Source organism: Chitinophaga jiangningensis (assembly GCF_900142605.1).
GTDB lineage: Bacteria > Bacteroidota > Bacteroidia > Chitinophagales > Chitinophagaceae > Chitinophaga > Chitinophaga jiangningensis.
In genome coordinates this window covers 682,976-709,315 of the sequence record NZ_FRBL01000001.1, presented here as the reverse complement: position 1 = coordinate 709,315, position 26,340 = coordinate 682,976, and the positions used below count along the sequence as shown (strand labels likewise).

22 protein-coding genes are annotated in these 26,340 nt (G+C 47.1%); 15 read left to right on the top strand and 7 right to left on the bottom strand.

What is annotated here, in order from left to right; all coding sequences use genetic code 11:
* Positions 1 to 24: 24 nt before the first annotated feature.
* Together BUB18_RS02865 and BUB18_RS02860 are read right to left on the bottom strand one after the other, a co-directional pair.
* On the bottom strand, positions 25 to 2,151 hold the full coding sequence (locus BUB18_RS02865; protein WP_073077816.1) for a M48 family metalloprotease: 2,127 nt from the start codon (positions 2,149 to 2,151) through the stop codon (positions 25 to 27).
* 266 nt (positions 2,152 to 2,417) lie between these two features.
* Complete coding sequence (locus BUB18_RS02860; RefSeq protein ID WP_073077814.1) at positions 2,418 to 3,581, bottom strand: hypothetical protein; 1,164 nt, start codon at positions 3,579 to 3,581, stop codon at positions 2,418 to 2,420.
* 114 nt (positions 3,582 to 3,695) lie between these two features.
* Between BUB18_RS02860 and BUB18_RS02855 the strand changes: the two genes are divergently transcribed.
* On the top strand, positions 3,696 to 4,319 hold the full coding sequence (locus BUB18_RS02855) for a hypothetical protein (RefSeq protein ID WP_143159804.1): 624 nt from the start codon (positions 3,696 to 3,698) through the stop codon (positions 4,317 to 4,319).
* A 9-nt stretch (positions 4,320 to 4,328) separates the two neighbouring features.
* The gene (locus BUB18_RS02850) at positions 4,329 to 4,838 is read left to right on the top strand and encodes a GNAT family N-acetyltransferase (RefSeq protein WP_073077810.1); all 510 of its coding nucleotides are present in this window, start codon (positions 4,329 to 4,331) and stop codon (positions 4,836 to 4,838) included.
* Positions 4,839 to 4,893: 55 nt separating this feature from the next.
* Here BUB18_RS02850 and BUB18_RS29565 read toward each other — a convergent pair whose 3' ends face one another.
* Positions 4,894 to 6,507 carry a DUF6600 domain-containing protein gene (locus BUB18_RS29565; protein ID WP_178372072.1) on the bottom strand — a complete coding sequence of 538 codons (1,614 nt, stop codon included), beginning with the start codon at positions 6,505 to 6,507 and terminating at the stop codon, positions 4,894 to 4,896.
* 329 nt (positions 6,508 to 6,836) lie between these two features.
* On the opposite strand from BUB18_RS29565, the gene pnuC reads away from it, so the two are divergent.
* Positions 6,837 to 7,478, top strand: a complete 642-nt coding sequence (gene pnuC / locus BUB18_RS02840) for a nicotinamide riboside transporter PnuC (RefSeq protein ID WP_073077807.1) — start codon at positions 6,837 to 6,839, stop codon at positions 7,476 to 7,478.
* Positions 7,479 to 7,504: 26 nt separating this feature from the next.
* Positions 7,505 to 8,386, top strand: coding sequence for a DUF4349 domain-containing protein (locus tag BUB18_RS02835; RefSeq protein WP_073077805.1), 882 nt, complete (start codon positions 7,505 to 7,507; stop codon positions 8,384 to 8,386).
* Between the two features lie 52 nt (positions 8,387 to 8,438).
* Here the strand turns inward: BUB18_RS02835 and BUB18_RS02830 are convergent, their stop codons facing one another.
* Positions 8,439 to 9,659 (bottom strand): purple acid phosphatase family protein, encoded by a 1,221-nt coding sequence (locus BUB18_RS02830; protein ID WP_073077803.1) that lies wholly within the window; start codon positions 9,657 to 9,659, stop codon positions 8,439 to 8,441.
* 341 nt (positions 9,660 to 10,000) lie between these two features.
* Here BUB18_RS02830 and atpD point away from each other — a divergent pair, with 341 nt between their 5' ends.
* Both atpD and atpC read left to right on the top strand, forming a co-directional pair.
* Positions 10,001 to 11,503, top strand: coding sequence for a F0F1 ATP synthase subunit beta (gene atpD / locus BUB18_RS02825; protein ID WP_073077801.1), 1,503 nt, complete (start codon positions 10,001 to 10,003; stop codon positions 11,501 to 11,503).
* A 64-nt stretch (positions 11,504 to 11,567) separates the two neighbouring features.
* Positions 11,568 to 11,828, top strand: a complete 261-nt coding sequence (gene atpC / locus BUB18_RS02820) for an ATP synthase F1 subunit epsilon (protein WP_073077799.1) — start codon at positions 11,568 to 11,570, stop codon at positions 11,826 to 11,828.
* 534 nt (positions 11,829 to 12,362) lie between these two features.
* Here the strand turns inward: atpC and BUB18_RS02815 are convergent.
* Complete coding sequence (locus tag BUB18_RS02815) at positions 12,363 to 12,914, bottom strand: YqgE/AlgH family protein (protein WP_073077798.1); 552 nt, start codon at positions 12,912 to 12,914, stop codon at positions 12,363 to 12,365.
* Between the two features lie 987 nt (positions 12,915 to 13,901).
* Here BUB18_RS02815 and BUB18_RS02810 point away from each other — a divergent pair.
* Positions 13,902 to 15,251, top strand: a complete 1,350-nt coding sequence (locus BUB18_RS02810) for a sensor histidine kinase (protein ID WP_083549293.1) — start codon at positions 13,902 to 13,904, stop codon at positions 15,249 to 15,251.
* Between the two features lie 15 nt (positions 15,252 to 15,266).
* Complete coding sequence (locus BUB18_RS02805) at positions 15,267 to 16,079, top strand: HesA/MoeB/ThiF family protein (RefSeq protein ID WP_073077795.1); 813 nt, start codon at positions 15,267 to 15,269, stop codon at positions 16,077 to 16,079.
* Here the strand turns inward: BUB18_RS02805 and BUB18_RS02800 are convergent.
* A complete protein-coding gene (locus BUB18_RS02800) occupies positions 16,076 to 16,990 on the bottom strand; it encodes a S66 peptidase family protein (RefSeq protein WP_073077793.1) in 915 nt (304 codons plus the stop codon). The genes BUB18_RS02805 and BUB18_RS02800 overlap by 4 nt on opposite strands.
* 121 nt (positions 16,991 to 17,111) lie before the next feature.
* Between BUB18_RS02800 and metG the strand changes: the two genes are divergently transcribed.
* From metG to lpxB, 7 genes are all read left to right on the top strand, one after another.
* On the top strand, positions 17,112 to 19,250 hold the full coding sequence (gene metG, locus BUB18_RS02795) for a methionine--tRNA ligase (protein WP_073077792.1): 2,139 nt from the start codon (positions 17,112 to 17,114) through the stop codon (positions 19,248 to 19,250).
* 287 nt (positions 19,251 to 19,537) lie between these two features.
* Positions 19,538 to 21,937, top strand: coding sequence for a 3-hydroxyacyl-CoA dehydrogenase/enoyl-CoA hydratase family protein (locus BUB18_RS02790; protein WP_073077790.1), 2,400 nt, complete (start codon positions 19,538 to 19,540; stop codon positions 21,935 to 21,937).
* A 7-nt stretch (positions 21,938 to 21,944) separates the two neighbouring features.
* The gene (locus BUB18_RS02785; RefSeq protein WP_073077788.1) at positions 21,945 to 22,841 is read left to right on the top strand and encodes an ABC transporter ATP-binding protein; all 897 of its coding nucleotides are present in this window, start codon (positions 21,945 to 21,947) and stop codon (positions 22,839 to 22,841) included.
* Complete coding sequence (locus tag BUB18_RS02780) at positions 22,838 to 23,614, top strand: ABC transporter permease (protein WP_073077786.1); 777 nt, start codon at positions 22,838 to 22,840, stop codon at positions 23,612 to 23,614. Before BUB18_RS02785 ends, BUB18_RS02780 begins: the two co-directional genes overlap by 4 nt.
* 83 nt (positions 23,615 to 23,697) lie before the next feature.
* A complete protein-coding gene (surE, locus tag BUB18_RS02775; RefSeq protein ID WP_073077784.1) occupies positions 23,698 to 24,480 on the top strand; it encodes a 5'/3'-nucleotidase SurE in 783 nt (260 codons plus the stop codon).
* Between the two features lie 43 nt (positions 24,481 to 24,523).
* Entirely contained in the window at positions 24,524 to 24,823 is a 300-nt protein-coding gene (locus BUB18_RS02770; RefSeq protein ID WP_073077782.1) for a hypothetical protein, read from the top strand.
* A 19-nt stretch (positions 24,824 to 24,842) separates the two neighbouring features.
* Positions 24,843 to 25,946, top strand: a complete 1,104-nt coding sequence (lpxB, locus tag BUB18_RS02765; protein WP_073077780.1) for a lipid-A-disaccharide synthase — start codon at positions 24,843 to 24,845, stop codon at positions 25,944 to 25,946.
* Between the two features lie 181 nt (positions 25,947 to 26,127).
* Here lpxB and BUB18_RS29560 read toward each other — a convergent pair whose 3' ends face one another.
* Positions 26,128 to 26,298 (bottom strand): DUF6728 family protein, encoded by a 171-nt coding sequence (locus BUB18_RS29560; RefSeq protein ID WP_178372071.1) that lies wholly within the window; start codon positions 26,296 to 26,298, stop codon positions 26,128 to 26,130.
* Positions 26,299 to 26,340: the final 42 nt, after the last annotated feature.

Sequence of the window (26,340 nt, the reverse complement as noted above, 5' to 3'; positions counted from 1 at the left end):
AATATATTATATATAGATACAAAATCAATCACTTACTGTGTAACGCGCGTCAATTTCCAGAATTAACTCCAGATAATTTTTCTTCAGCAGGATGATACAGTTATTCAAATGCTCCATCAGCGAACTGCTGATGTCATGCAGCTCCTTGATCGCTGCATAATCAGGCACACCGTCCTGTATAAACTCCCCTTTATGCAGCCTGAAATGTTCAATACTGGCTTTTATATCCTGGGGGAGATTAGAAGCCACCGTCGGACAAGTGATCACGTGCAGGAGGAGTTTTCTGAATTCAACAGCGTCGGCGGACAAGGCCTCAAAAAAGGGTAGGGCAGCATCCACGGTGTAGCTGTTTGTGCTGAAAATCAGACTGATGCTGTGTATCACGCGGATTACCAGGTCGCTCAGCCTTACGGCATCGCGCTGATAATCCAGGATCTGCTGGTATTGCAGAATCATTTCCCCCGCTCTGTCGGCCCCCAGCCGTAAAGCCTGCGTATAATGATAACGGCAGGCAAGGATGTCGTTAGCGGCCAGCCATTGCTGCTCCTGCTCCACATGCGCCGCCAGCTTGCTGCCAATACGCTGCGCTTTACAGGCCCTGTAACGCTTGCCGTCAAACTCAAAATGAGGGGTCTGTAATTGCTGTAAGGCAATCGCATGCAAAGTTTCTGAATCCTGGTAATCCCGGTAGTAAGTACGCATACGCAATACCACGTCCGGATGATAGAGCCCCCCAAAGCTGATCCTGTTCATCTCTTCAGGCGAAAGCGGCTGTAGTAATCGGATATCGGTATGGGTAAATGCACGGTTATCGTAATAATCATTAAATGCCTTGGGAAATTCGTATATCCGGTGCCGTTGTTCCAGCTCCGTCACATACCGCTGTGGACACATCCAGTCAAAATCACTGCTTTCCAGGGTAAGCACCTCATACACCCGGTTCGTTACCTGCTCCTGCAGCTGCTCCGCATCGGAAAATAGCCGCCACGCGCTGTCGGTAATCACTTCCTTTTCCACATCTGCCTCCAGATACCTGTCCACACGCGATTCCGCATTGGGCTGCAAGGCCCAGTCGTGCCGCAGCTGCACCCTGCTTTTTAAATGTACTTTATTGCAGGGCCCGGATACCACCGGCAGCCCTTCCTTATCCAGCGTAGCATAGCTTTGCAAGGTGTAATACCTGATCAACTGCCGCTGTACTTTGAAGATATTCTGAAAACGCTGTTTATGATCATACAACTCCGGCAGCTTATGCAGGCAATGGTCCATACAGTAAGTGCCGATGTCCGCCCGCCGGATCGCACTGAGCGCCGCCGTGGTGCCTGCTGCATGCACGGCAATATCATCTGCCTGTAACTCCAGATCCCTGCTCACCTGCTGATACTCCCGGTTGATCAGCTGGTACGACCGGCGCAGCAATACCTGTATAGCGCTGATTACCCAACAGGTAATGTGTACAAAAAAGCCTGAAATGCTGCCACTGTTACGGTGCCTGGACATATCATTCCAACCATCGTTTTCATACAGCATATTATGAAGCAGCTTATTTAAGCCATATACATAGCTGCCCAAGCGCATACTGCCCCCTGAAAAGTGTCCGAATTCATGGGCCAGCAGCATTCTGAACTCACTGATGTTTACGCTGTTAACCAGGCCCAGTCCTATTTCCAGGTTCTTGCGCAGTGGCCAGAATAAATTGAAAAAGCTCGAATGGTAAAACAGTGAAATGCTGACATCCGGTACCAGAAATACCTTGCGGGGAAACCGTATTTGTGTTTCCTCCACCAGCTGCTGTAAGAATTTCGTCAGTTTAGGATGTGCCGCCAGGTCCAGCTGTAAGCGGTAAGGATTCACCGGTTGACTACGATGAAATAAAAATCTCCCTAGAAAAAACAAAATATTACAACCCAGCACTATCAGCGCAACACCTGGGATGACAGACAGAAAATAGCCATAATAGCGCATCAGTGCTATGCCGCCTGCCATACATCCTATCGCAAGCGCTATCGCGGTGAATACTAATGCCACGTACAACAAAAAAAACAAAATGATATAGCCAAACACTTTTATCAGTTGTTGCCTCGATGAAAACGTGGTAGCTGAGATCACACGGGCAGTATCCGCCCTGAGATCCGGGTTTAAGTTGGTCATAACATATCCTATGATTAAATACGATGGTTACTGGTTTAGGGATTTACTTAAGACACTTTTACCCGCAAAAATGTTGAGGAAAACCGGGGTCGGATAAAGATATGGTCGCGCTGAACAGGCTGATAACTAATTCTTTGTGAGATAATTTATTTGAATATTTTTTTATTATATGTATTAAATTTTTTGCATTTGGGGGAAAAGAAAAAGCAGCAGATACGGGTCGAACGACATATATCTGCTGCTTTAATATGTATACAAGATAAGAATCAGGTAAGGATTGGATGCCGCTCAAACGGTGCATTCCGGTCGAACAGGTACCGGTAAGTGGTAAGCGTGCGGGTAGGGGTAGCGCCCAGACTTTCAGCCACATTGATCATTTTAGGGTTGAAATCGCCCACCCACTGCATTTCATAATCCACATAAGGAGTATGATGCTGGATAATTTTAGCTCCTTCCACAATCAGGTAAGCATCTACTCCCATCGCCTGAAACTCAGGAACGATACCGAAAATGATACCCACGAACTTCTTATTGGTTCCTCTGATTTTCATCCAGAGGAATTGCAATTTCTGCCATAAACCAAACTTCCCGTTGAATTTTTTCAGGTACTGATTCAGGTCCGGCAGGTTGAGCCAGATGCCGATAGGTTCGTCATTATAATAGATAAACCAGCATAGGCGCTCGTCCAGTAAGGGTTTCATCTGCTTAAACAAGCCGTAGGCCTGTTGCTCGCTCATATCCTTACCACCAGCATGTTTTGCCCAGGCTTTGTTATAAACCAGGGAAAACTCCCTGGCATACCGTTGCAGCTCACCTTTCCTAATGTGCTCAGAGCGGAATCCCGGATCTTTTTCAACTGCAGCGTGGCGACTAAAGAATTTGGCCCTGAGTTCATCATGCACCTTCATGCCATAGCATATCTGGTTGAAAAACACTTTGAAGCCGTAGTTTTCCATCAGCTGCTTATAGTAAGGCGGGTTAAAACTCATACCGTACAAAGGTTCGTGAAAGCCTTCTGTAAGTAAGCCCCACCAGTTGTTGCGCTCCCCGAAATTGATAGGGCCGTCCATAGCGCCCATACCTCTTTCTTCCAGCCACTTTTTAGCCGTATCAAATAACAGATTGGCCGCAGCCTGATCGTTGATACAGTCAAAAAATCCAACGCCACCTACCTTGCAGGTATCTCCTTTACTCCTGTATTTTTTATTTACAAACGCAGCTAACCTGCCAATCAGCTGGCCGTTACTATCAATTAATATCCAGCGGATGCACTCACCAAACCTGAAAGCCTTGTTGAGCTTCGGATCAAAAACGGTGTTGATGTCTTTGTCCAGCGGGCGTATCCAGCCCGGAACATCCTTGTTTAGCTGTACATGTACATCCAGAAACTGCCTTGCTTTTGTTTCGTTATCAACAATTATCAAATCCATAGGGACCTATTTGTGCAATTTGTGCAAATGTATAAAAATCCTTTTTGATGCATTAAGAACCGGTAAAATCTCCGCAATCCCGGTGCTGGCATCATTTTTTCATGTACAATCCATATGAAACAACAATATATTATCCCGTCTGCACTATTGCTGCTGCTACTGATCCTCGGGCTGGGCTATTGCCGGCAGCAAAAAGATGTACGTAAAATATTGGCTGAAAATGAGCGCCTGCACAATGAAAACCGTGATCTGAGAAGGAGTCTGGATCAATCCGGACGGGTAGCCCAACAGATTTCAGACCGCAAAGATATACAGCAAAGAGTAAATGCACAATTTGTAGACAGGCGTGCGTACTTCAGGCAAAACTGGCAACAGTTCATTACCGTATCCCTGAGCGACTACCGCACCGGCTTCCTCGGCGGAATTAAAAATCTCAGCATCATCGTTCGCAACCAAACAGATTATCCATTGGAAAATGTAGTGGTAACACTGCAATACCTCCGCAATAACGACGAGGTTTTCAAAACCGAACAATACGCCATCAAAAATATTCCGGCCCAGGGTCAGCAAACCTTGCAGGCTTCCAATAGCAGAAAAGGCAGCAAGGCAACTGTGAAACTCCTCAGTATCACCAGTCAGGCCATGAATTTCTGCTGGGCAACCAATAAACAGGTAGCTCCGGGTACCCCTGATCCGTATGCCTGCGTGCCCACCGCACCAGTGCCTCAGAATCAGTAACTTTAATGTATGATCACTTTACACCAGCGTACAATTCCTTCTGATGCGATCCGACAATTATATGAGTCGGCATTTCCTTTAGCCGAACGGCGTCCATGGCCGGCACAGCTAAAGCTCCTGGATGCTGGAAAGCTTCGCCTCCTGGAAATACAGCGGGATAAAAAGTACGCCGGATTTATATTTTACTGGTCGTTGCCAGACTTCGCCTTTGTGGAACATTTTGCCATAGAACCGGCTGCAAGAGGTGGCGGCGCCGGCACAGCCGTGATGGAACAAATGGCAGCAGCATTAAAAGCCATCGTGCTGGAAGTAGAACCACCAGATACGGAACAAGCCATTCGCAGGATAAATTTTTATGAGCGGCTCGGGTACCAAACCTTTCTGGATTACTATGAGCAGCCACCCTATCATCCGGGGTATCCGCCGCTGCAATTACGGCTTATGCACCTGCACCTGCCGCCGGCGCTGGGCTTTGTACAAATCAAGCAGGAACTTTACCGCGAAATATATCAGCAATAAAAAAGATCCGCAACCACTACGGCTGCGGATCTTTTAATTTTATAACACCAGTTAGTTATCTGTCGCCACGTCTTGGCCGTTCCCCGCCACCGGAGTTGTTAGTCCGGGAAGGTTGCGACTGCTGTGGTTGCGAGCGTTGTACACGTTGCGCTTCCTGTTGTACTTGTCTGGCCTGTTGCTCCTGTTGCTGACGCTGGGCTCTCATCTGTTGTTCCTGTTGCTGACGCTGTTGTTGCTGTTGCTGTTGTTGAACCCTTTGTTGCTGCTGCTGTTGTTCCCGCATTATCCTTTGCTGTTGCTCCTGTTGCACGCGTTGCTGTTGTTGCTGCTGCTGTTGCTGTTCACGCTGAATCCTCTGCTGTTGCTCCATTTGCTGACGCTGTTGCTGCTGAATCCTTTGCTGTTGTTCCTGTTGCTGGCGTTGTTGCTGCTGTTGGATCTGTTGTTCCTGTTGTACTCTTTGAATTCTTTGCTGCTGCTGTTGTTGTTGATCCCTTTGTTGTTGTTCCTGCTGTATGCGTTGCAGATCCTGCTGCAGATTACTGTTATTCGTATTTACCCTGGATGGGCGGCTGTTGTTATTGTTATTTGTTGGAGCAGGGAAAGTGCTGCTACCATTGTTATTGCCCGGGTTTACCCGCGAAGGCCTTGTGTTGTTATTGTTGTTATTATTACCACCAGGGAAGGTATTGTTGTTGTCCGGAACCCTGGAAGGTCTTGTATTATTATTGTTATTGCTGTTGCCGGGGTAGGTGTTGCCGTTATTATCCGGTACCCTTGAAGGCCTGGTGTTATTGTTGCCCGGGAACGTGGTGTTATTACCGCGACCACCATTGTTATTGTTATTACCCTGATTTACGCGACCACCGTTGTTAAAGCGGTTGTTATCCTGCTCTCTGCCTCGCTGGATCGCCTGTGCATTCGGACGATAAATCTGCATCTGGTTATTGTTAATCCGGCTGGCTCCTGGTCTGGTGGCGTCTGTGAGTCGCACCGGACGTATGTTTGAAGGCGCAGCAGGGCCACGATTAATCCTGTTGTTGTTATATACCGTCGTATTATTTATGATGGTGGTATTGTTGATATAATAATTGTTTCGGCCCCGATCCATGTAATAGTTGTGTATGCGTGCATTACCAATGTACTGGCGGTTTACGAATGTCCAGTAATTGATATTGATGGAAACTCCTGAAGGACCAAGCGGAGCCCATCCCCAGTAATCACCGCCGGTACGCCAGTCCACCCATGCCGGACCCCATTCATTACCAGGAATCCACATCCATCCGTAACCGTTATCGAACATCCAGCGACCATAGTGAAACGGTGCCCATCCCCATGAATAGTCGGATGCCCATGTCCAGCCATAGTCAGTATATACCCAGTGACCACCGGTTGAATAAGGTTGCCATCCGGCACCCATATTAGGAATCCAAACCTGGCTGTAACCAGGATAGCTTACCCATCGGCCGTAAGGACTCAGTGCATCGTAAAAAGATACAGAGGCGCCTACCTGAAGGCCCGATCCATATCCACCGTTATAGCCACCGTTATAGCCGCCATTGTAACCACTGTCGTAATCGCCGGGGGCGTAGTAAGTGCTGGCACAGCTTGTCAGGAACATGGAGACGGCAAGAAATGGGATAAGAGATTTTTTTATCATCATTTTCATACTCCTGTTTTTAATGATTGGCTCCTGGTATTTAGACTGTCTGTGGATGAGTAACGCTGTTCACATATAAGGATTCTTTCCGGTACGGTCTAAAAGGCAGTTGTCTAATCGCTTTTTAGTAAAAATTGTTAAGGCTTTGCTAAAGAAAATATCGTTGTTTTAGCATCGCTGAAACTTAGTATGCAAAAAGGATTCCAACTTTTTTGACCTGTTCATAAACACTGATAGATATAACTTTACAGGCTAATTTTATTACATATATTTATTGTTAATCTTATTAAGATAAAAAACCTTTTCTGTCAGAGTTTCCTATTGATTAATATTGCCGCATGAACGATTTTTTTAGCATCCAACACATCTTCTTCACCGCCCTGGGCTACCCGGTTAGTTATATTGAATTCATAGGTACTTTCACCGGCTTGTTATGTGTGTGGCTGGCAGCACGTGATCACATTCTCACCTGGCCCATTGGCCTGATCAACGTTTCCTGCTTCTTTGTGCTGTTCTGGCAACTGCAGTTGTATGCTGATATGTTCTTACAGGTTTACTTCTTTGCTACCGGCGTATATGGCTGGATTTTCTGGTACAGTAAAAAGCCGGAGAATGAACCCATTTATGCGTTGAAGAATCGTACCCGATGGATGCTGGCAGGAGCGGTGGTTGTACTTACAGTCGCCATGGGATATATTATCAGCCACCTGCATCACTGGTTTCCTGCTGTATTTGAGCACCCTGCAGCTTGGCCCTATACGGATTCACTGGTAGCAGTTCTTAGTGTTTTCGCTAACATCCTCCTGGCAAAAAGGATCTGGGAAAACTGGTTGTTGTGGGTAACGGTAGATGTAGTAGCCACTATTATCTATTTTCAAAAAGATGTTCGCTTCCTCGGTATGGAATATTTCATTTTACTCATCATAGCAACGATGGGTTTGATCAAGTGGTTAAAAGACTACCGCCATCAAACCGCCTGAACCCTTCCACCTTTTAATGCACACCTATGACATTCATTCATCGCAAAGATGTAAAGCGCCTGCTGTTGTTATTCGCCGGAATATTCGTACTCATGTTCTGTCTGCGCCTATGGTACGGCTACCAGTTTAAAAGTGTCACGCTTTATAACGAGGAAAACCCTGTTGAATCATTTGATTTTGGCGGCAGAAGAAACTATGCCTCCGAAAAATTTTCTAAGGGGGAAAGCCCCAAAGCAGTAGCATTGGAGGCCATTGCCCCCGATGCCGGTAGCCAGAAGTACGAAAAAATTGCCCGGCTCAAAACCAAATCCCTGCATTATTCCAAGGATGAAGAACGCATCTATCAACTGATCGACAGTTCCCAATCCATTATTCAGTTTGAAAACAAAACTGGTAATGCAGGCAAAAGAAAATTGCAGCTGCTGATAGGCGTTATCCCGGAAAAGTTCGATTCCTTCTATATTGCGGCACAGCGTGTAGGCGTAATCGTAGAACGTAATGTGACCAAAACCGACAAAACGAATGAATACAGCAAGTTGAATGCACAGAAAATATCCCTGCAGAAAACACTGGCTTCACTGAATGAATTAAAGCACAGTCCCGGTAAAATCGAGGATTTTATCGCGCTGCATGATAAAATTTATGCTATCGAAACAGAGCTGCAGAACCTGGGTGTAGAACTTGGCAGCTTCGATACGGTTAACGAATTCTGTACCGTACAGATTTATATGTATGAAGGAACAGTAGTTCCGGAAAATGTAATTCACTTCTCTACCCGTATGGTACGGGCACTGGAATGGACGGTAAAATATTACGGATTTTTTGTGATTAGTGCAGGCTTTGTGCTGGGATCAATTTATTGTTTACTGGCCATCAGAGAATTCCTTAGCCGGCTGTTCAAAAAGTAATGAATGGATTTCATCCGGGCATGAGCCGGATGAAATCCATATTGTAATATCGTTACACTTTATACTCCCCTACCACTTTCCCATCATCTCCTAACATCGTGAGCACCAGCTTTTGCTGATCCGCTTTGATTTTTATCAGCGTACGCTTTCCGTCTTTGGGTCCGCCGCCGATAATCAGCGGGTAGTTATGCTTACCTGTTTCCGGCGGATGTACGCCGTAGGTATGCGTATGGCCGCAGATGAGGATGTCGATTTTGTGTTTGTTAAACAGGTCGCCAAACATAGCACGGCAATGCGATGCCCCGTGCCAGTCGCCCCCGTGGTGGTGCGGGATATGCATCATTACCACCTTGTGCTTTGCTTTTTTATACGCGGGCGATTGCAGTTGTTTTTCCAGCCAGGCCGCCTGTTCTTCGCGGTAGGTATCAAAGTCCACGATGCCTGCATATACCGGATGGGTATCTTCCTTATCCTCGCCGGTATCCAGCACAATGGCGAATACAGGGCCCCAGGTGAAGGAGAAGTAGTTGTTTTTGGTAGGATTCTCAAAGTACTGGTGCCATTCGCGGGCATATTTTCCTCTTGTTTCGTGGTTGCCTCTTACATACATAAAAGGGGTTTGTGGAGAGAAGGTATCGCCGCAGGGAGTGAGCATATGGTTAATGATCTGTTGCTCGTCTGCCTGGTAGTCGAATATATCGCCGTTAAAAAACACAAAATCGTAAGGATCGTTACCGTTCAGCTTCATCAGGTGCGGTATGGATTCCGGGCGGTCGTGTATATCGTTGAGGATAAGCCAGGATACTTCTTTTGCCTGTGTGTCAGGCGCAGTAAAGGTATAGGTGTCGCTGGAGATCGTTTCGCCGTAGGTGAGTTTATAAGGTTGAAAATCTGTGATTTCTTTTGAAAAAACTTTATACGTATATTTCTTACCCGGTTCAAGTTGTTGGAGGGCAATACGGTGCAGGCGGTTATTGGCTTCCACCAGGCCATGACTCACGAGGTGTGCCTTTTGCATGGGTTGGCCTTCCTGCCCATATTCCACCCAGCTGTAGGAGGGCTGTGCAGTGAGCCACATCACGGTAATGGTGTCCGGTGCGGGGTATTGCAAATAAGGTTTGCAAAGAAACGTGTGTGTGCCGGCGGCAGGTTGCTTTTCTGGATGGGCTGCGGCGGCGCTTGCCAGGGTAGGAAGGCCCGTTAGTCCCAGCAGTCCGGCTTTGGAAATATTACCGATAAAGCTGCGGCGGGATTGTTCACTGTGTTTTTTCATATGAGGTATTAAATTAAGGTCGACAGCCAAAATAAGTAACCTTGGGTATAGAATAGGTTAAATTTTTATGAATGGAATGGGTTATGAAGAAATTTTCCTAAAGGATTTTATAAATTAATGATTTAACTAATATTATAGCTGCTGCGGGCAGGTGACGGGGATAAATGAGAAGATAACTGCTAAACCTTGCAAAAAAGGGGGGTAAAACCTTTATTTTTCCGGGGTCGTGTTTTGATTTTCATCCATTAACACTTACCTTTGCGGCAAATTTTGGAAACTGTGGCACTAGCCCCGGTTTTGAGGAAATAACTTTTTAAGTATTTTATAAACCTCCTTAAAATATGCCTAACACAGGTAAGATCAAACAAATTATCGGTCCCGTGGTGGACGTGCACTTTGAAGACAAATTGCCCGATATCTACAACGCATTGGAAATCACCCGCGAAAATGGTCAGAAAGTAGTATTGGAAGTACAACAGCACCTGGGTGAAGACAGTGTTCGTTGTGTGGCAATGGACTCCACCGACGGTATGGTTCGTGGTATGGCCGTAGTGGATAAAGGCGCGCCTATTAAAATGCCTATCGGTGACCAGGTGAAAGGACGTTTGTTCAATGTGGTAGGTGAGGCAATTGATGGTCTGGGTCAACTGGATACCAGCGCTGGTTATTCTATCCACCGTCAGCCTCCTAAATTCGAAGATCTGGCAACTGAGACAGAAGTACTGTTCACAGGTATCAAAGTAATCGATCTGATCGAGCCATATGCAAAAGGTGGTAAGATTGGTTTGTTCGGTGGTGCTGGTGTGGGTAAAACCGTACTGATCCAGGAGCTGATCAATAATATTGCGAAAGCGCACGAAGGTTTGTCCGTATTTGCTGGTGTGGGTGAGCGTACACGTGAGGGTAATGACCTGATGCGTGAGATGATCGAAGCCAACATCGTAAGATATGGTGATAAATTTAAAGAATCCATGGAGCACGGTGACTGGGATGTTGCCGCTGTGGATAAAGAACTGCTGAAAAACTCACAGGCTACCTTTGTGTTTGGTCAGATGAACGAGCCTCCTGGTGCACGTGCACGTGTGGCCCTGTCTGGTCTTACACTGGCAGAATATTTCCGTGATGGAGATGGTACTGCAGGTGGTGGTCGTGATATCCTGTTCTTCGTTGATAACATCTTCCGTTTCACCCAGGCAGGTTCTGAGGTATCCGCGCTGTTAGGCCGTATGCCTTCTGCGGTAGGTTACCAGCCAACCCTGGCTACTGAGATGGGTCTGATGCAGGAGCGTATCACTTCCACTAAAAATGGTTCCATCACTTCCGTACAGGCGGTTTACGTACCTGCGGATGACTTGACTGACCCTGCTCCGGCTACTACCTTCTCCCACCTGGATGCTACCACCGTATTGGATCGTAAAATCTCCGATCTTGGTATCTATCCTGCTGTGAGCCCGCTGGATTCTACTTCCCGTATCCTGACACCTGCTATCGTAGGTGAGGCGCATTATAACTGTGCTCAGCGCGTTAAAATGATCCTTCAGCGCTATAAGGAGCTGCAGGACATCATCGCCATCCTGGGTATGGACGAACTGTCTGACGAGGACAAACTGACAGTATCCCGTGCACGTCGTGTACAACGTTTCCTGTCTCAGCCATTCCACGTAGCAGAGCAGTTCACCGGTCTGAAAGGTGTACTGGTTCCAATCGAAGAAACTATCCGTGGCTTTAACATGATCATGGATGGTGAAGTGGATGAGTATCCTGAAGCAGCATTCAACCTGGTAGGTAACATCGACGATGCTATCGCAAAAGGTAAGAAATTACTGGAACAGGCTAAAAACTAAGATTGTTGGTCATCCCTGCCCGGCAGGGATGACTCCACATATTTAACCATTTACCATCATTCACATGCTATTAGAAGTATTAACACCAGAAAGAAAGTTATACTCAGGTGAGGTGTACGGAGTACAGCTCCCAGGTATCGACGGTTCTTTTGAAATACTGGATAAACATGCGCCCTTAATCGCGGCGCTCGGAAATGGTAAGATGAAAGTGCTGAAAGATAAAACCCACACTGAATATTTCACTATCAGTGGCGGATTCGTGGAAGTTTTACGCAATAAAGCTACCGTACTGGTAGAAGGTGCGGCAGCGCTGGATAAGAAATAATACCACCAGTTGAACATATTATAACCAGGCCGGGTAAGATTACCCGGCCTTTCTTTTTGTCCTAACTATTCCAATCTTAGAAGAAACCCGCTGAATAAACAATATTATTCACGGGGTTTTTAAGACCCTATCTTCGGAACTTACGGTACCGGCTATACGAATAACCAGCCACACGAAGTCCTCCAATAGGGCAGCTTCAGTTGCGAAGCTGTATATTATTACCTAATGAATTCGCTGTACAATGATTTTTTGCCAGTATGTAATACAGTCACGGGTAAACTCTCGACGTCTTTCGTGGCCAGAGAAGGAGCTAATGATTTTTCAATAGGTTTTCCCTTCATAGGTGTATGCTAATACTCGGTATACGGTTTTCCCAGTGGGTTACAATACGCTCTTCACTAATCTTACTTTAGCAAGATATTTAATTTGTTTTAAAAAAACATATAATTCCTGTTCATTTTTACAGGCATAGCATACCCAATACTGTAGGATACAGATATTAGTGAGATAATAACCGCGGCTAATCCGGAATGCCTAGTTAAGGGATGGATCAATCGGGAAGTTTGCCATCATCGCGAAGTTGCTACCCATACTCTTCAATGCGCGCTGCCAGATTTGCTGCTCTTCCCTGTCGAATACCAATGTGGTGGTAGCGGGGGAAATAATCCACGATTTTTCCTCCATTTCCTCACCCAGCTGTCCGCTGCTCCAGCCGGAATACCCAATGAAGAACTTAATCTTATCCAGATCCACCGTTCCATCGTTGATATGCGCCACTACTGTGTCAAAATGACCTCCCCAGAAGATACCAGGCCCTATCTGCATGCCGCCGCTGATAATATCAGGCTGTTGATGCACAAAGTGAATCGTATCCATCTGCACCGGGCCCCCAACATATACCGGTACCTTTGATACCAATACCTCAGGGATCAGTTCATCCAGCTGCTGGTCAAACAACTTGTTCAATACAAAGCCAAAGCTGCCCTTGTCCTGATGCTCACATAGCAATACTACCGTCCGGGCAAAATTCGGGTCTTTCAGAAAGGGATCTGCAATCAGCAACACGCCGGGAGCTAAGGTTACCATAAGCTTTCATTTTTATTCACTTATATAAATTTAAGTGATTTCACGGAAAAGGCGTATCACGCAAAAATGTGGTTTGATTGTTTTATCAGCATGTTGTGTTTGATCACCCGTGACACCTACAGTGTCACGGGTGGGGCCGCGCTGCGCGCTGGCGTTGTTGGCGGGCAATTACAGCAAAGAGGCTGGGAGCCTGCCTCACGACTGGCGTGAAAGACTGTTACCTTTCCATGTTTGGGGCCATGGGCTTCTAACTTGAAGGTAGGGCTGTAAGCCTTTCCAGTATGTTGCTGGAACGCTCTTGACTTTACATTTAGGCGCACAACTGCCCGCCTTTCCGTTACAGTGAAGGAAGAGCCAGGTGCGGGGAGGGCACCCGCCGTCCCTTTTACTTCAAAAAGTGAGTTTATTCTCCACAGGAATGCGCTACCTGGCTAGAATCGCATCAATTCTTCCATTACAGCTGTCTGCGGGGAGGGCACCCGCCCTCCCCGTCGGTATTTATCCGGCACCTTTGGTGCCGGATAAATATCGGCAATAAATATATAACATACACGCTTTCAATAGCTTGTATAATATCTCCCTAAAAAAATAAATAAAATGAAAATCAAAAAAAGGAAAGTAGAAGAAATAAAAAAAGGAGGCTAGACAACCTCCTTACCATTTTATCAACCAAAATCTAAATCGCTTATGGAACGAATCCACGTCGATGTATGTAGAAAGTTTAATTTCTTGTGCTTTTGTCAAACTTAACTAAGCAAATTTAGTACCAGTTTGATAGGACAAAGGTAAGGAAAGAAGAAATAAAATAATCAGAACTTCGCCGTTAAAATTACGTTAAAGTAATATTGAATTGCAGGCGCAGTGCCCGCAAACTATCTTAACATTCTAATTTTGTATCATTGTTGCTATAGCAAGGGTCTATTTTAACAAAATAATGCTGCCATAACGTCCCTTTATTCTTTAAATTTAGAGCTTACTTATACTTGCATGATACCGTTGAAGCGAATTTTTCCTGTCATTGTTGCACTCATCACCATCTCCCTGTTTGGCATCATCTACATCCAGGTAAACTGGATCAAAAGTGCTGTGGTTATTAAAAGTAAACAGCTCGACCAACGGGCCATTGATGTACTGTACGATATCAGGCAATATTTCATCAATCACCGCGGTAACTACGTGCAACTGAGGATCAACCCATCGGCAGATCCTACCAATAACTCCCTCAACCTCGATTTCGCTAAGCCACAGGTTTTTAAACCCGCAGTTACCGACCTGTTTACCCCCACTGAAATTGATAAAGTAATCAAAAACAGCCTGAGAGAACACCGCATGGATACCGCCCACTACGAATTTGGTATCAACGGGCCCATACCAGGCTTCCACAGCGCATGGCGGGTACAGTCAGGCGGGTTCGCCCAACTGTTTGCCAAAGCCACAAAGGATACACTGAAAAAAGAATTCAAAATCAGGATTATCCCCCTCGACGATAATCCTACAGCCGCCTCCGAACAGCTGTTCCTGATTACACCCAACGAAGACGATGTGGTGCGCCAATTAACCATCATGATTATTGGGGGCGTTATTTTTACCCTCATCCTCATCACGGCGTTCGCACTCACCATACGAACCATGCTCAATCAGAAAAAACTCTCTGAAATAAAATCGGACTTTATCAACAATATGACCCACGAGCTGAAAACGCCGCTGGCCACCATCTCCCTCGCCATAGACGCCATCGGCAACGAAAAGGTGATGGATAATAAGGATAAAATCCGCTACTTCTCCGGTATCATCAAGGAGGAAAATAAACGCATGAATAAACAGGTGGAAACCATCCTGCAGTCGGCCCTGCTCGAAAAAGATGAAATCGGCCTCAAATTGCAAGCCACCGACGTACACGACGTGATTCAACATACAGTGGATAACCTCCAGCTGCAACTGGCTTCCAAAAACGGGGTGGTAGACCTTCAGCTGAACGCCGTCAACCCGGTGATCATGGCTGATGATGTGCACTTCTCCAACGTAGTGTTCAACCTCCTTGATAACGCCATCAAGTATTCAAAAGAAAATCTGGAAGTCTCCATCAACACCTATAACACCCGCAAAAGCCTGTTCATCATCATTTCCGATAATGGTATCGGTATGAGTCGCGACACTATTTCGCGTATCTTTGAAAAGTTCTACCGCGCTCACACCGGCAACGTCCACAACGTAAAAGGTTTCGGCCTCGGACTCAGCTATGTGAAAGCCATTGTAGATGCTCATCACGGAAAAATTAAAGTGGAAAGCGTAATAGGGAAAGGAAGTAAATTTACCCTGGAATTTCCACAGGAATAGTAAAGGAAACAGCGCATGATTATTAGTGAAAAGGAAGCCCAGCACTTCAAGCACGCTATTGCCGTTCCGGGATTCGGACTGGCAATGCAGGAAAAACTGAAAATGTCCCGCGTACTCGTTATCGGCGCCGGCGGCCTCGGCAGCCCGGTGATCCAATACCTGGGTGCCAGCGGGGTAGGTATCATCGGTATCGCCGATTACGGTGTTATCAACGATGAAGACATGCCCCGTCAGCCAATCTTCCATGTACAGGACGTAAAAAAACATAAAGCGAAAATGGCCGGCAGCCGGCTCTATGGCGTAAATCCCTTTGCCCGCCCTTATCCGTTGCTGTTACAGGCAAAGCCTGAAACAATGGCATTCCTGCTCGATGGCTTCGATATCATCGTGGATTGCACGCAACACCTGCCCTCACACCTCCTGATCAACGATGCCTGCATTATTCACGATAAACCACTGGTAGTGGGAGAAGTGCATAACTGGCTCGCCTGGTACGGTGGTTTCAATATGCCCATGCCGGATGGTACCCGCTCCGCCTCTTACCGCTGTGCACAGGATATTACCGACGATTATCGTAACTACGACGCAGGTGCGCTCGGTGTTACACACGGCGCCACAGGCATGCGCATCGCTACCGATGTGATTAAATACCTGATAGATGTGCCGATCGGACTTACCAACAAGCTTTACGGCATTGACTATCTCCATAATACAAACACGGTCCATGAACTGACGGCTGACAGGGAAGGAATAGAAGCCGTGAAAACAAAAGGCCTCCTGTCCGCAGATGACTACGGACTGGACATTGTACCGGATGTGGAAGATTAATCTGCCTGCAGTTTCAAAACCGTTTTGGCTTCTCCTACCTTCAGGTGGTGCTTCATGCCCAGTTTTACCGCATAGTTTGCCGGCTGATGGCCAATGGGGAAGCTAAAACAAACCGGATAATCGTAATCTTTCACCAGGTTGTGAATGATCTCATATTCCGACTGGCCGAACGGGGTCTGGGTTTCTTTGCCGTCGGTAAAGGCGCCTACTACCAGTCCGGCCAGTTCGTCCAGCCAGCCGGCCCTTTTGAGGTTGTACATCATGCGGTCCACATTGTACCGGTACTCCCCGATATCTTCCAGCAACAGGATTTTGCCTTTTGTTTTTACCTGGGATTTAGTACCGGAGATATTGGCCAGCATCGACAAATTACCACCTACCAGTAAGCCGCTGGCACTGCCCTCCCGGTTCAGTTCATGCACAGGCGTATGATAGCTGTAGTTTTTGCCTTTAAGGATCTGCTCCAGGCTGTGTACATATTCATCTTCCACCGTTTCAGGCGTAATGCCGCTGCACATCAGGGAATGAATGGTAGGGATGCCATAACGTTCATGGATATGTGAATGCAGCACGGTAATATCACTGTAGCCGCATAACCATTTCGGATGCTTGCGGAACTTTTTCAGGTTTAGTTTGTCGATGATACAGACCATCCCATAGCCGCCACGTCCAAAGATGATCGCTTTCATCTCCGGATCGTCCAGCATGTCCTGCAGCTCTTCCAGGCGCAGCTCATCAGGAGCGGAAAAGTTATGAAAACTGGTGCCCACTGTAATGCCAAGGTGTACGCGATAGCCCCAGCCACGGATTACCTCCGCAGCATACTCGGCAGCAGCCAGCTCCATTTTACTGCTGGAGCAGGTGATGCCTATTAAATCACCTTTTTTCAGATATGGTGGAATTCTTACCATTGTACTTTTGTTTACCTTTGTAAGATTGATATGTCCTCACGGATACATCGCCCGGACTAAGTTGATGAATTACATCGGCTATTCCAAAAACAAAATTAATTTTAGTATTCTTTAAGATAGTATGGGAAAATTTAACAGATATCTAATAACTGCGGCGCTACCGTATGCCAATGGCCCTGTTCATATCGGACACCTGGCCGGCTGCTATATTCCTGCAGATATTTACGTGCGATATCTTCGCGCCAAAAAAGCTGATGTGAAATTCGTTTGCGGAACTGATGAACATGGGGTACCCATCACCATCAAAGCAATGAAGGAAGGCATCACTCCACAGGACGTTGTGGATAAATACCATAAAATTATTGGTGACAGCTTTGCAGCGATGGGTATCTCTTTCGATATCTTTTCCCGCACCAGCAACAAAATTCACCATGAAACTGCTGCTGAGTTTTTCCTGAAAATGTACAACGATGGCCTTTTCGAGGAAAAAGAATCAGAACAGTATTACGATCCTAAGGCCAATATGTTCCTGGCCGACAGATATATCATCGGTACCTGCCCGCATTGCGGCAATGATAAAGCCTATGGCGATCAGTGCGAAAAATGCGGTAACAGCCTTAGCCCGGATGAACTGATCAACCCACACTCCGCTCTCAGTGATGCGGTACCTGTAAAGAAAAAAACCAAACACTGGTACATGCCTTTACAGAACTACGAACCATGGTTGAACGAATGGCTGCTCGAAGGGCACAAGGAATGGAAAAACAACGTGTACGGACAGTGTAAAAGCTGGCTGGATAGTGGTTTACATCCCCGCGCAATGACCCGCGACAGCAACTGGGGTATTAAAGTGCCCCTGCCGGATGCGGAAGGTAAAGTACTGTACGTATGGTTTGATGCCCCGATCGGTTATATCTCCGCTACCAAAGAACTGACTGAAAACTGGGCCGATTACTGGTGTAAAGACGATACCAAGCTGGTTCATTTTATTGGGAAAGATAACATCGTTTTCCACTGTATTATATTCCCGAGCATGCTGAAAGCACACGGTGGATATGTACTTCCGGATAATGTGCCTGCAAACGAATTCCTGAACCTGGAAGGCGATAAAATCTCCACTTCCCGCAACTGGGCAGTATGGGTGAATGATTATATCTGCGACTTCCCGGATCAGCAGGATGTATTGCGCTATGTACTTACCTCCACGGCGCCGGAAACAAAGGATAACGACTTTACCTGGAAAGATTTTCAGGACAGGAATAACAGTGAGCTGGTAGCTAACCTGGGTAACTTTGTAAACCGTACCATGGTGCTGATGCACAAACTGTGCGGAGGCAAAGTCCCTAATTTGCATGCCCACCTGGTTAACGATGAAGACCGTGCGATGCTCAGCGAATTTGCTGCCGCTAAAGAAAGAGTGGAAAATGCACTGGAATCCTACAAATTCAGAGAAGCCCTGTCCGAAATCATGGCCCTCTCTTCCAAAGGAAACCAGTACATGCAGCGTAATGAGCCCTGGATTCTTGCTAAAGCCATTGAAAAACTGAATAAGGGAGAAGCACATGATAAATACACGGCCGATGATCTCGAAATGCTCCAGCAGCGTATCGACATCTGCCTGCACGTATGTTTGCAGCTGACCGCCAACCTGGCGATTCTCATCAATCCGTTCCTGCCGTTCACAGCTAAGAAAATGCTGCACATGATGAAGGTGGTAGAGCGTATGCTGGATTGGGAAAACGCAGGTTCTGCCAAACTGCTCAGCGTAGGTTATTCCCTGCGTGAACCAGAACTGCTGTTCAAGAAAATTGAAGACGAGGCTATCGCTGCCCAGCTGGCAAAACTGGCTGAGTCCAAAAAAGCGATCGACGCTGCCGCTGCAGCCACTGCAGCAGCATTAGCACCAAAAGAAGAAAAACCGGCCGCTCCTGCAAAGCCTGAAATTCAGTTCGATGATTTCGCTAAACTGGACCTGCGTGTAGGTACCATCCTCACCGCAGAAAAAGTGGAAAAAGCGGATAAACTGTTGAAATTACTGGTAGATATCGGCACCGAACAACGCACCGTTGTTTCCGGTATCGCAGCGCACTTCGCACCGGAAGACATCATTGGTAAACAGGTAACCCTGGTGGCCAACCTGGCGCCCCGCAAAATGCGTGGTATTGAAAGTCAGGGTATGATCCTGATGGCAGAAGATAACGGTAAACTCGTATTTGTAAACCCTGCCCAGGCGGTGAAACCAGGTAGTGGGGTGAGTTGAGTTCAACTTTTCAAGTGATAAATAGTTTAAGTCCTGCCTTTATGGCGGGACTTTTTTTATTCCCCCGGATTGCGGCCCACCTGCGGTGGGCCGCAATCCGGGATGCTGCTTGGATGCCGCCGCCGGCGGCACCCAAGCCCAGTTCCTCTCGTCTGCCGAAGGCAGACGAGAGGAACTGGAAACCCGAACTTTAACATTCCCACTGACTTTTAAACCCCAAAAAATCCTAAATTCAGGAATCTAAAAATATTGATTGTATTCACTAACAGATTAAAGCTGGACGTAATATGCAAAGACATATCAATAAAGTAGCCGTACTAGGCTCCGGGGTTATGGGATCAAGAATTGCCTGTCACTTTGCAGGCATTGGAGTTCAGGTACTGCTGCTTGATATCGCACCAAAAGAACTGAACGACGCAGAAAAGAAGAAAAACCTCACATTGGATAGTCCTGCAGTGAAGAACCGGATTGTGAACGACGCTCTCCAGGCTGCTGTTAAGTCAAATCCCTCTCCTGTTTTTACGAAAGATGTAGTAAAACTCATCAAAACAGGCAATTTCACCGATGATATGAAAAAGATCGCGGAGGTAGACTGGATCATTGAAGTGGTGGTAGAAAACCTGGCCGTGAAAAAAATAGTATTTGATCAGGTGGAGCAATTCCGTAAACCAGGCACCCTGGTTACCTCCAATACTTCGGGTATTCCCATTCACCTGATGGCGGAAGGCCGCAGCGAAGATTTTCAGAAAAACTTCTGTGGCAGTCACTTCTTCAATCCGCCGCGCTACCTGCGCCTGCTCGAAATAATTCCTACACCGCATACGGATCCTGCGGTTGTCGATTTCCTGATGGAATATGGTGACCTGTATCTCGGTAAAACCACCGTGCTCTGTAAGGATACACCCGCCTTTATCGCCAACCGCGTAGGGGTGTACTCCATCATGGCCATCTTCCACATCATGCAGGAAATGGGCCTCGGCATCGATGAAATTGATGCACTCACCGGTCCGGTGATTGGCCGCCCCAAATCGGCTACCTTCCGTACAGCAGACGTAGTGGGTATTGATACCCTCGTGAAAGTGGCGAAAGGAGTGCTGGAAAACTGCCCGAATGACGAAGCTATTGCGATCTTCAAAATTCCTGATTTCCTGCAAAAAGTAGTAGAAAACAACTGGCTGGGAGATAAAACAGGTCAGGGTTTTTATAAGAAGACGACAGGGGCGAACGGAAAGGAGATCCTTACCCTCAACCTGCAAACCATGGAGTACGGGCCTAAACAAAAAGCCCGCTTCAGCAGCATTGATGCAGCCAAACCCGTGGAGGATCTCAAGCAGCGACTGAAAATACTGGCCGGTTCCACAGATAAAGCCGGTGAGTTCTATCAGCAGTTCCATGCTTATCTCTTCTCCTACGTATCACACCGCATCCCTGAAATTGCGGATGACCTCTACAAAGTAGACGATGCGATGAAAGCCGGCTTCGGCTGGGAAATCGGTCCTTTCGAAAGCTGGGACCTGCTCGGTGTGGAGGCCTACGCCAAAAAGGTAGAAGAAAAAGGACTTACCGTAGCGCAGTGGGTGAAAGATATGCTGGCGAAAGGTTTCAAGAGCTTCTACAAAGTGGAAAACGGCAAAAAATACTACTATGATATTGCATCGCAGGATTATAAAGCATTACCCGGTGAAGGTTCCTTCATTATCCTGGAAAACTATGGCAGCAATGTGATCTGGAAAAACAGCGCCAGCAGACTGATTGACATCGGCGACGGTGTGGTATGTTTCGACTGGCAAACTAAAATGAATACTATCGGTGGCGAAGTGCTCGAAGGGCTCAATAAAGCGGTGGACCGCGCGGAGAAAGACTTCCGTGGCCTTGTAGTAGCTAATGATGGTGCGAATTTTTCTGCCGGTGCCAACGTGGGGATGATCTTCATGATGGCCGCAGAGCAGGAGTATGACGAACTGGATATGGCAGTACGCTTGTTCCAGCGTTCCACTATGCGTTTACGTTATTCCAGCATTCCCGTGGTGGTAGCGCCACATGCGCTTACACTGGGTGGTGGTTGCGAAATGGCATTACACGCGGATAAAGTGCAGGCTGCTGCCGAAACATATATCGGCCTTGTGGAACTGGGCGTGGGCCTGATTCCTGGCGGTGGAGGTACCAAAGAAATGGCGTTGCGGGCCAGCAACGAATTTAAGGAAGGCCGCATTGAAGAAGAGCCGCTGAAAGATTATTTCATGACCGTAGCCACTGCCAAAGTAGCCACTTCCGGCTTCGAAGGCTTTGACATGGGTGTGCTCCGCAAAGGTCATGATGAAATTACCATGAACCCAAGCCGCCTCATCGCCGATGCGAAACGCAGCGTAATCGCCCTCGCAGACGAAGGTTATACCCGCCCCGTAGAAAGAACAGATGTGAAGGTGATGGGGCGCAGTGCACTCGGCGCCCTGCTGGCCGGTATCTATGCCATGAAGTTTGGTAACTATATTTCCGAGCATGATGAAAAAGTAGCCCAGAAACTGGCGTATGTAATGTGCGGAGGAGACCTCACCGAGCCAACGCTGGTGAGCGAGCAATACCTGCTCGACCTGGAGCGCGAAGCATTCCTCAGTCTATGCGGTGAACGCAAAACCCTGGAAAGATTACAAAGTGTAATTAAAACAGGTAAACCTATCAGGAATTAATTAGCCAATGTCAATACTATCCCTTCAAGGCATCTCCAAAAGGTATGGTGCCGTACAGGCGCTGTCAGGTGTTACTTTCGATGTTCCTCCTGGCAGCGTCTTTGGTATTTTAGGCCCTAATGGCAGCGGAAAAACTACGCTGCTGGGCATTGTTACTGATGTGCTGAAAGCCGACAGCGGTTCATTCCAGCTTTTCGGAAAACCCGGTAATGCCATGCAGCGCCGCAGCATCGGTACCCTCCTGGAAACGCCTAATTTCTACCACTACCTCAGTGGCTGGAAAAACCTGGAAATCTCTGCCAGCATCAAGCGCAGAGGAGCCGACGATATCGAGCGGGTACTCAAAGTTTGTGGATTGTATGCCCGCAGGGATGCGGCGTTCAAAACCTATTCGCTGGGTATGAAACAGCGCCTCGCACTGGCAGCAGTGCTGCTGGGCGACCCGGATGTGCTTATCCTTGATGAGCCTACCAACGGACTCGATCCTTCCGGCATCGCGGAAGTGCGCGGTATCATTCATGACCTGGCGCGATCCGGCAAAACGATCATCCTGGCCAGCCACCTGCTCGATGAAGTAGAAAAAGTTTGTACGCATGTGGCGATTCTCCAGCGCGGACAACTACTGCTTTCCGGTGCGGTAACCGAAGTGATACAGCGCAATGATTTCGTAGAACTGTCCGCTGCTGATAATCAGGCACTGTCGGCACTGATGTTACGCTATCCCGGCTGCAACAGCGCTGTAATAAGCGGCAGCAGTGTGATCGCCACTTTTGATTCGTACCCTGATACCGCAGCCATCAATGGATGGTGTGCCAACAACGGTATCTGGCTGAGCCAACTGCAATTGCGCAAAAAGAGCCTCGAAAAAGCATTCCTGGAACTGACCCATACCTCAAACTCATGAAAAATATAATTTGGACCGAATGGCTCAAAGTGCGCACCTATCGCACCTTTTGGGTGATGCTGCTCCTGGCCGTTATTATCCCTGTTGCCGCCAACTTCTTTATGGCCAATCTCTTCAGTAATGGTGACCTGAAAAAAGCCACGCAGCTCATGGGGCAGCCTTTCAGCTTCCCGGATATCTGGCTGAGTGTGGCCAGCATCTCTTCCTATACTTCCGGGCTGTTCGCGATTTTACTCATTATACTTACCACCAACGAATATACATTCCGCACTAATCGCCAGAATATCATCGATGGCTGGGACAGGCGGGAATTCGTGTATGCAAAGCTGTTCTGGCTTGTGGCCCTTTCTGTACTGGCATTGGTGGTATCTACTTTAACGGGCATTATAGTGGGTTTAAGTTATGGAGATACCAGTGTTTCTTTTGAGGATTACCGTTATATCGTATATTATTTCCTGCAGGTACTGGTTGCACTTGCCATAGCCTTGCTGATAGCAGTTTTGCTGAAGCGCGCCGGTATTGCCATCGTCATCTTTTTGGCCTACAGCATGATGATAGATAATGTGGTGTCGGCTTTACTCACCCGTCGTTTTGGACGAATAGGCGGCCTGTTGCCTTTGCAGGCGGGTGATGAGCTGTTGCCGGTACCGTTGTTTGGCAAAATGATTTCTAAGGAAGTATATGAGCCATATGTGTATTTCATAGCAGTGCTGGCCTATATCTGTCTCGCCGTATATGTCGTTTTCAGGAAGATGATGAAATCAGATTTGTAGAAAGATTATATATTTCACATTCTTTTAAAGCGAAATGTGTAGGAGAGAGCTTAAATTTGTTGGAGAAAGAAAAAATCCGAACTATGGCAGTAAAGGAAAAGTTGATCTTGGTTACGAATGATGATGGTATTACTTCGCCGGGTATTCGTGCATTGATAGAGGCCGTGAGGCCGCTGGGAAGAGTAGTGGTGGTAGCGCCGGACAGCCCGCAGTCGGGCATGGGGCATGCTATCACGATCGGGGTTCCCTTACGGTTGAACCAGGTGGATATTTTTGAAGATATCGAGGCCTGGCAGTGCTCCGGCACGCCGGTAGACTGCGTAAAGCTGGCCAGGGATAAGATACTGGGAGGCCGCAAGCCGGATCTTTGTGTGAGTGGAATTAACCATGGTGCCAACCATTCCATCAATGTGATTTACTCCGGTACCATGTCCGCCGCCATGGAAGCTGCTATAGAAGGTATCCCCTCCGCGGGATTTTCTTTCCTGGAATATGATTATACCGCAGATTTCTCTCTTCCTGCGAAAGTAGCGCGGGAAGTGGCAGAACGGATGCTATCATCCGAACTGCCGGTAGGCACACTGTTTAACGTGAATATCCCGATAGTAGAAGAAAAGAATTTCAGGGGAATCAAAATCTGCCGGCAGGCAGATGCCAAATGGGTAGAGGAATTTGACGAAAGAAGAGATCCGCACGGAAAGAAATATTACTGGCTGACAGGCGAATTTAAAAACCGCGATACAGGCGATGATACTGACGTTTGGGCATTGGAAAACGGTTACGCATCTTTAGTACCGGTGCAGTTTGATCTGACCAACTACAAACTGAAGCAACAACTGGAAGAAGAGTGGAAAGATCTGAAGTAACACTGCGTACAGTTACCCGTCCTATCGCCATCACAATCATGTTATGTTAAAGAAAGACAATTTACCCTTGGGAATTTTGCTGGGATTTGTAACACCTATCCTGGCGTTCTTCCTGTACTATCTGGTGGCAGTACGACCTTCCAACATAGAGTTTACCCAGTTTCTGGGGCAACTGAAAGGAAATTACCGCCTGATCCCTAAATTAACCAGTATCTGCCTGTTATTAAACGGCCTGGTGTTTTATCTTTACACCCGCAACAGGCGCGATTTGACAGCGAAAGGAATTTTCCTGGTAACCATGCTGTACGCTATCGCGATACTGCTCATGAAAATTATCAGATAATTATTAACAGCTACGGAATTTGAAATATTACATTATTGCGGGAGAGGCATCAGGTGACCTGCACGGAAGTAACCTGATAAAACAGTTGAAACAGCAGGATACCTCAGCGGATATACGCGGCTGGGGCGGCGACCTGATGGAGGCAGCAGGTGTAAATGTGGTAAAGCACTACAAAGAGCTGGCCTTTATGGGATTTGTGGAAGTACTGATGAACCTCCGTACCATCCTTCGTAATATAGACACTTGCAAAAAAGATATCAGCGCTTTTAAGCCCGATGTGCTCATCCTGGTGGATTATCCCGGATTTAACATGCGTATCGCTGAATGGGCTAAAGCGCAAGGTTATAAAGTGGTGTATTACATCTCTCCGCAGGTATGGGCCTGGAAAGAAAACAGGGTTAAAAAGATCAAACGTACGGTAGATAAAATGCTTTGTATCCTGCCGTTTGAGCAGGATTTTTACCATAAATGGAACTACGAGGTAGAATATGTAGGCCATCCCCTGGTAGAGGTGATTAAAGCGGAGAAAGCCAGGCCCGCCGATGCCCCGATTGCCGATAAACCGATCATTGCCGTGCTGCCAGGCAGCCGCAAACAGGAGGTCAGTGTAAAATTGCCTATTATGCTCACCATGGCAAAGCATTTCCCTGAATACCAGTTTGTAGTAGCCCAGGCACCCAGCCTGGATGATGACTTCCTGGAAAGCCTCATTGGGCAGCACCCCAACGTATCAAAAGTAAAAGGAAAAACCTATCCTTTGCTGCGACAGGCAACGGCTGCACTGGTTACTTCAGGTACCGCCACCCTGGAAACGGCGTTGTTTGGTGTGCCTGAAATCGTTTGCTACAAAGGGAATCCGGTGTCTTATATCCTGGCAAAAAATCTCATCAGGGTAAAATACATCTCCCTGGTAAACCTGGTAATGGATAAGCTGGTGGTGAAGGAATTGATTCAAAACGACCTCACGGAAGCGAACCTGCTGAAAGAGCTATCGGCCCTGCTGAAAAACGAAACCCGCCGCCAGGAACTGGCTGCAGATTATGCGGCCCTTTGGCATAAGCTGGGAGAAAAAGATGCAAGCCGACTTGCTGCGGAAATGATATATGATTTTGCCCGCGGATAGGAGCGGACCTTCCATCGACCTCTATTCGCGGAGACTATCCATCCACCGCGCTGCGGAGGTGATTTACAATTACGCTCGAAAATTATTTCCTTGCAACCAGGCCCGGACCAATGGTCCGGGCCTGGTTGCATAGTTTTCCCGTCCACCTCCGGTGGACGGGAAAACTATGCCTTTAAAAGAATTAATGTCTCCTGATCAACCGGTAAATCACAATAATCACCGCAATAAAAAACACAATGATGCTAATCCGGTTCATGCCGTGCATCATCGCCACATACCGGGTTTTAGGCGCATTAGGATCTTTTTTGCCTATATAGAAATAACGCAATATTTGCTGCCACATACTTTTCATACCGTAAAGATCGTAAAACTATTATTCTCATTTCCCCTGAGA

Bases quoted from the DNA above. Each gene is read 5' to 3' on its own strand.
- BUB18_RS02865 (WP_073077816.1), bottom strand. From the start codon at position 2,151: ATGACCAACTTAAACCCGGATCTCAGGGCGGATACTGCCCGTGTGATC.
- BUB18_RS02860 (WP_073077814.1), bottom strand. From the start codon at position 3,581: ATGGATTTGATAATTGTTGATAACGAAACAAAAGCAAGGCAGTTTCTG.
- BUB18_RS02855 (WP_143159804.1), top strand. From the start codon at position 3,696: ATGAAACAACAATATATTATCCCGTCTGCACTATTGCTGCTGCTACTG.
- BUB18_RS02850 (WP_073077810.1), top strand. From the start codon at position 4,329: ATGATCACTTTACACCAGCGTACAATTCCTTCTGATGCGATCCGACAA.
- BUB18_RS29565 (WP_178372072.1), bottom strand. From the start codon at position 6,507: ATGAAAATGATGATAAAAAAATCTCTTATCCCATTTCTTGCCGTCTCC.
- pnuC (WP_073077807.1), top strand. From the start codon at position 6,837: ATGAACGATTTTTTTAGCATCCAACACATCTTCTTCACCGCCCTGGGC.
- BUB18_RS02835 (WP_073077805.1), top strand. From the start codon at position 7,505: ATGACATTCATTCATCGCAAAGATGTAAAGCGCCTGCTGTTGTTATTC.
- BUB18_RS02830 (WP_073077803.1), bottom strand. From the start codon at position 9,659: ATGAAAAAACACAGTGAACAATCCCGCCGCAGCTTTATCGGTAATATT.
- atpD (WP_073077801.1), top strand. From the start codon at position 10,001: ATGCCTAACACAGGTAAGATCAAACAAATTATCGGTCCCGTGGTGGAC.
- atpC (WP_073077799.1), top strand. From the start codon at position 11,568: ATGCTATTAGAAGTATTAACACCAGAAAGAAAGTTATACTCAGGTGAG.
- BUB18_RS02815 (WP_073077798.1), bottom strand. From the start codon at position 12,914: ATGGTAACCTTAGCTCCCGGCGTGTTGCTGATTGCAGATCCCTTTCTG.
- BUB18_RS02810 (WP_083549293.1), top strand. From the start codon at position 13,902: ATGATACCGTTGAAGCGAATTTTTCCTGTCATTGTTGCACTCATCACC.
- BUB18_RS02805 (WP_073077795.1), top strand. From the start codon at position 15,267: ATGATTATTAGTGAAAAGGAAGCCCAGCACTTCAAGCACGCTATTGCC.
- BUB18_RS02800 (WP_073077793.1), bottom strand. From the start codon at position 16,990: ATGGTAAGAATTCCACCATATCTGAAAAAAGGTGATTTAATAGGCATC.
- metG (WP_073077792.1), top strand. From the start codon at position 17,112: ATGGGAAAATTTAACAGATATCTAATAACTGCGGCGCTACCGTATGCC.
- BUB18_RS02790 (WP_073077790.1), top strand. From the start codon at position 19,538: ATGCAAAGACATATCAATAAAGTAGCCGTACTAGGCTCCGGGGTTATG.
- BUB18_RS02785 (WP_073077788.1), top strand. From the start codon at position 21,945: ATGTCAATACTATCCCTTCAAGGCATCTCCAAAAGGTATGGTGCCGTA.
- BUB18_RS02780 (WP_073077786.1), top strand. From the start codon at position 22,838: ATGAAAAATATAATTTGGACCGAATGGCTCAAAGTGCGCACCTATCGC.
- surE (WP_073077784.1), top strand. From the start codon at position 23,698: ATGGCAGTAAAGGAAAAGTTGATCTTGGTTACGAATGATGATGGTATT.
- BUB18_RS02770 (WP_073077782.1), top strand. From the start codon at position 24,524: ATGTTAAAGAAAGACAATTTACCCTTGGGAATTTTGCTGGGATTTGTA.
- BUB18_RS29560 (WP_178372071.1), bottom strand. From the start codon at position 26,298: ATGAAAAGTATGTGGCAGCAAATATTGCGTTATTTCTATATAGGCAAA.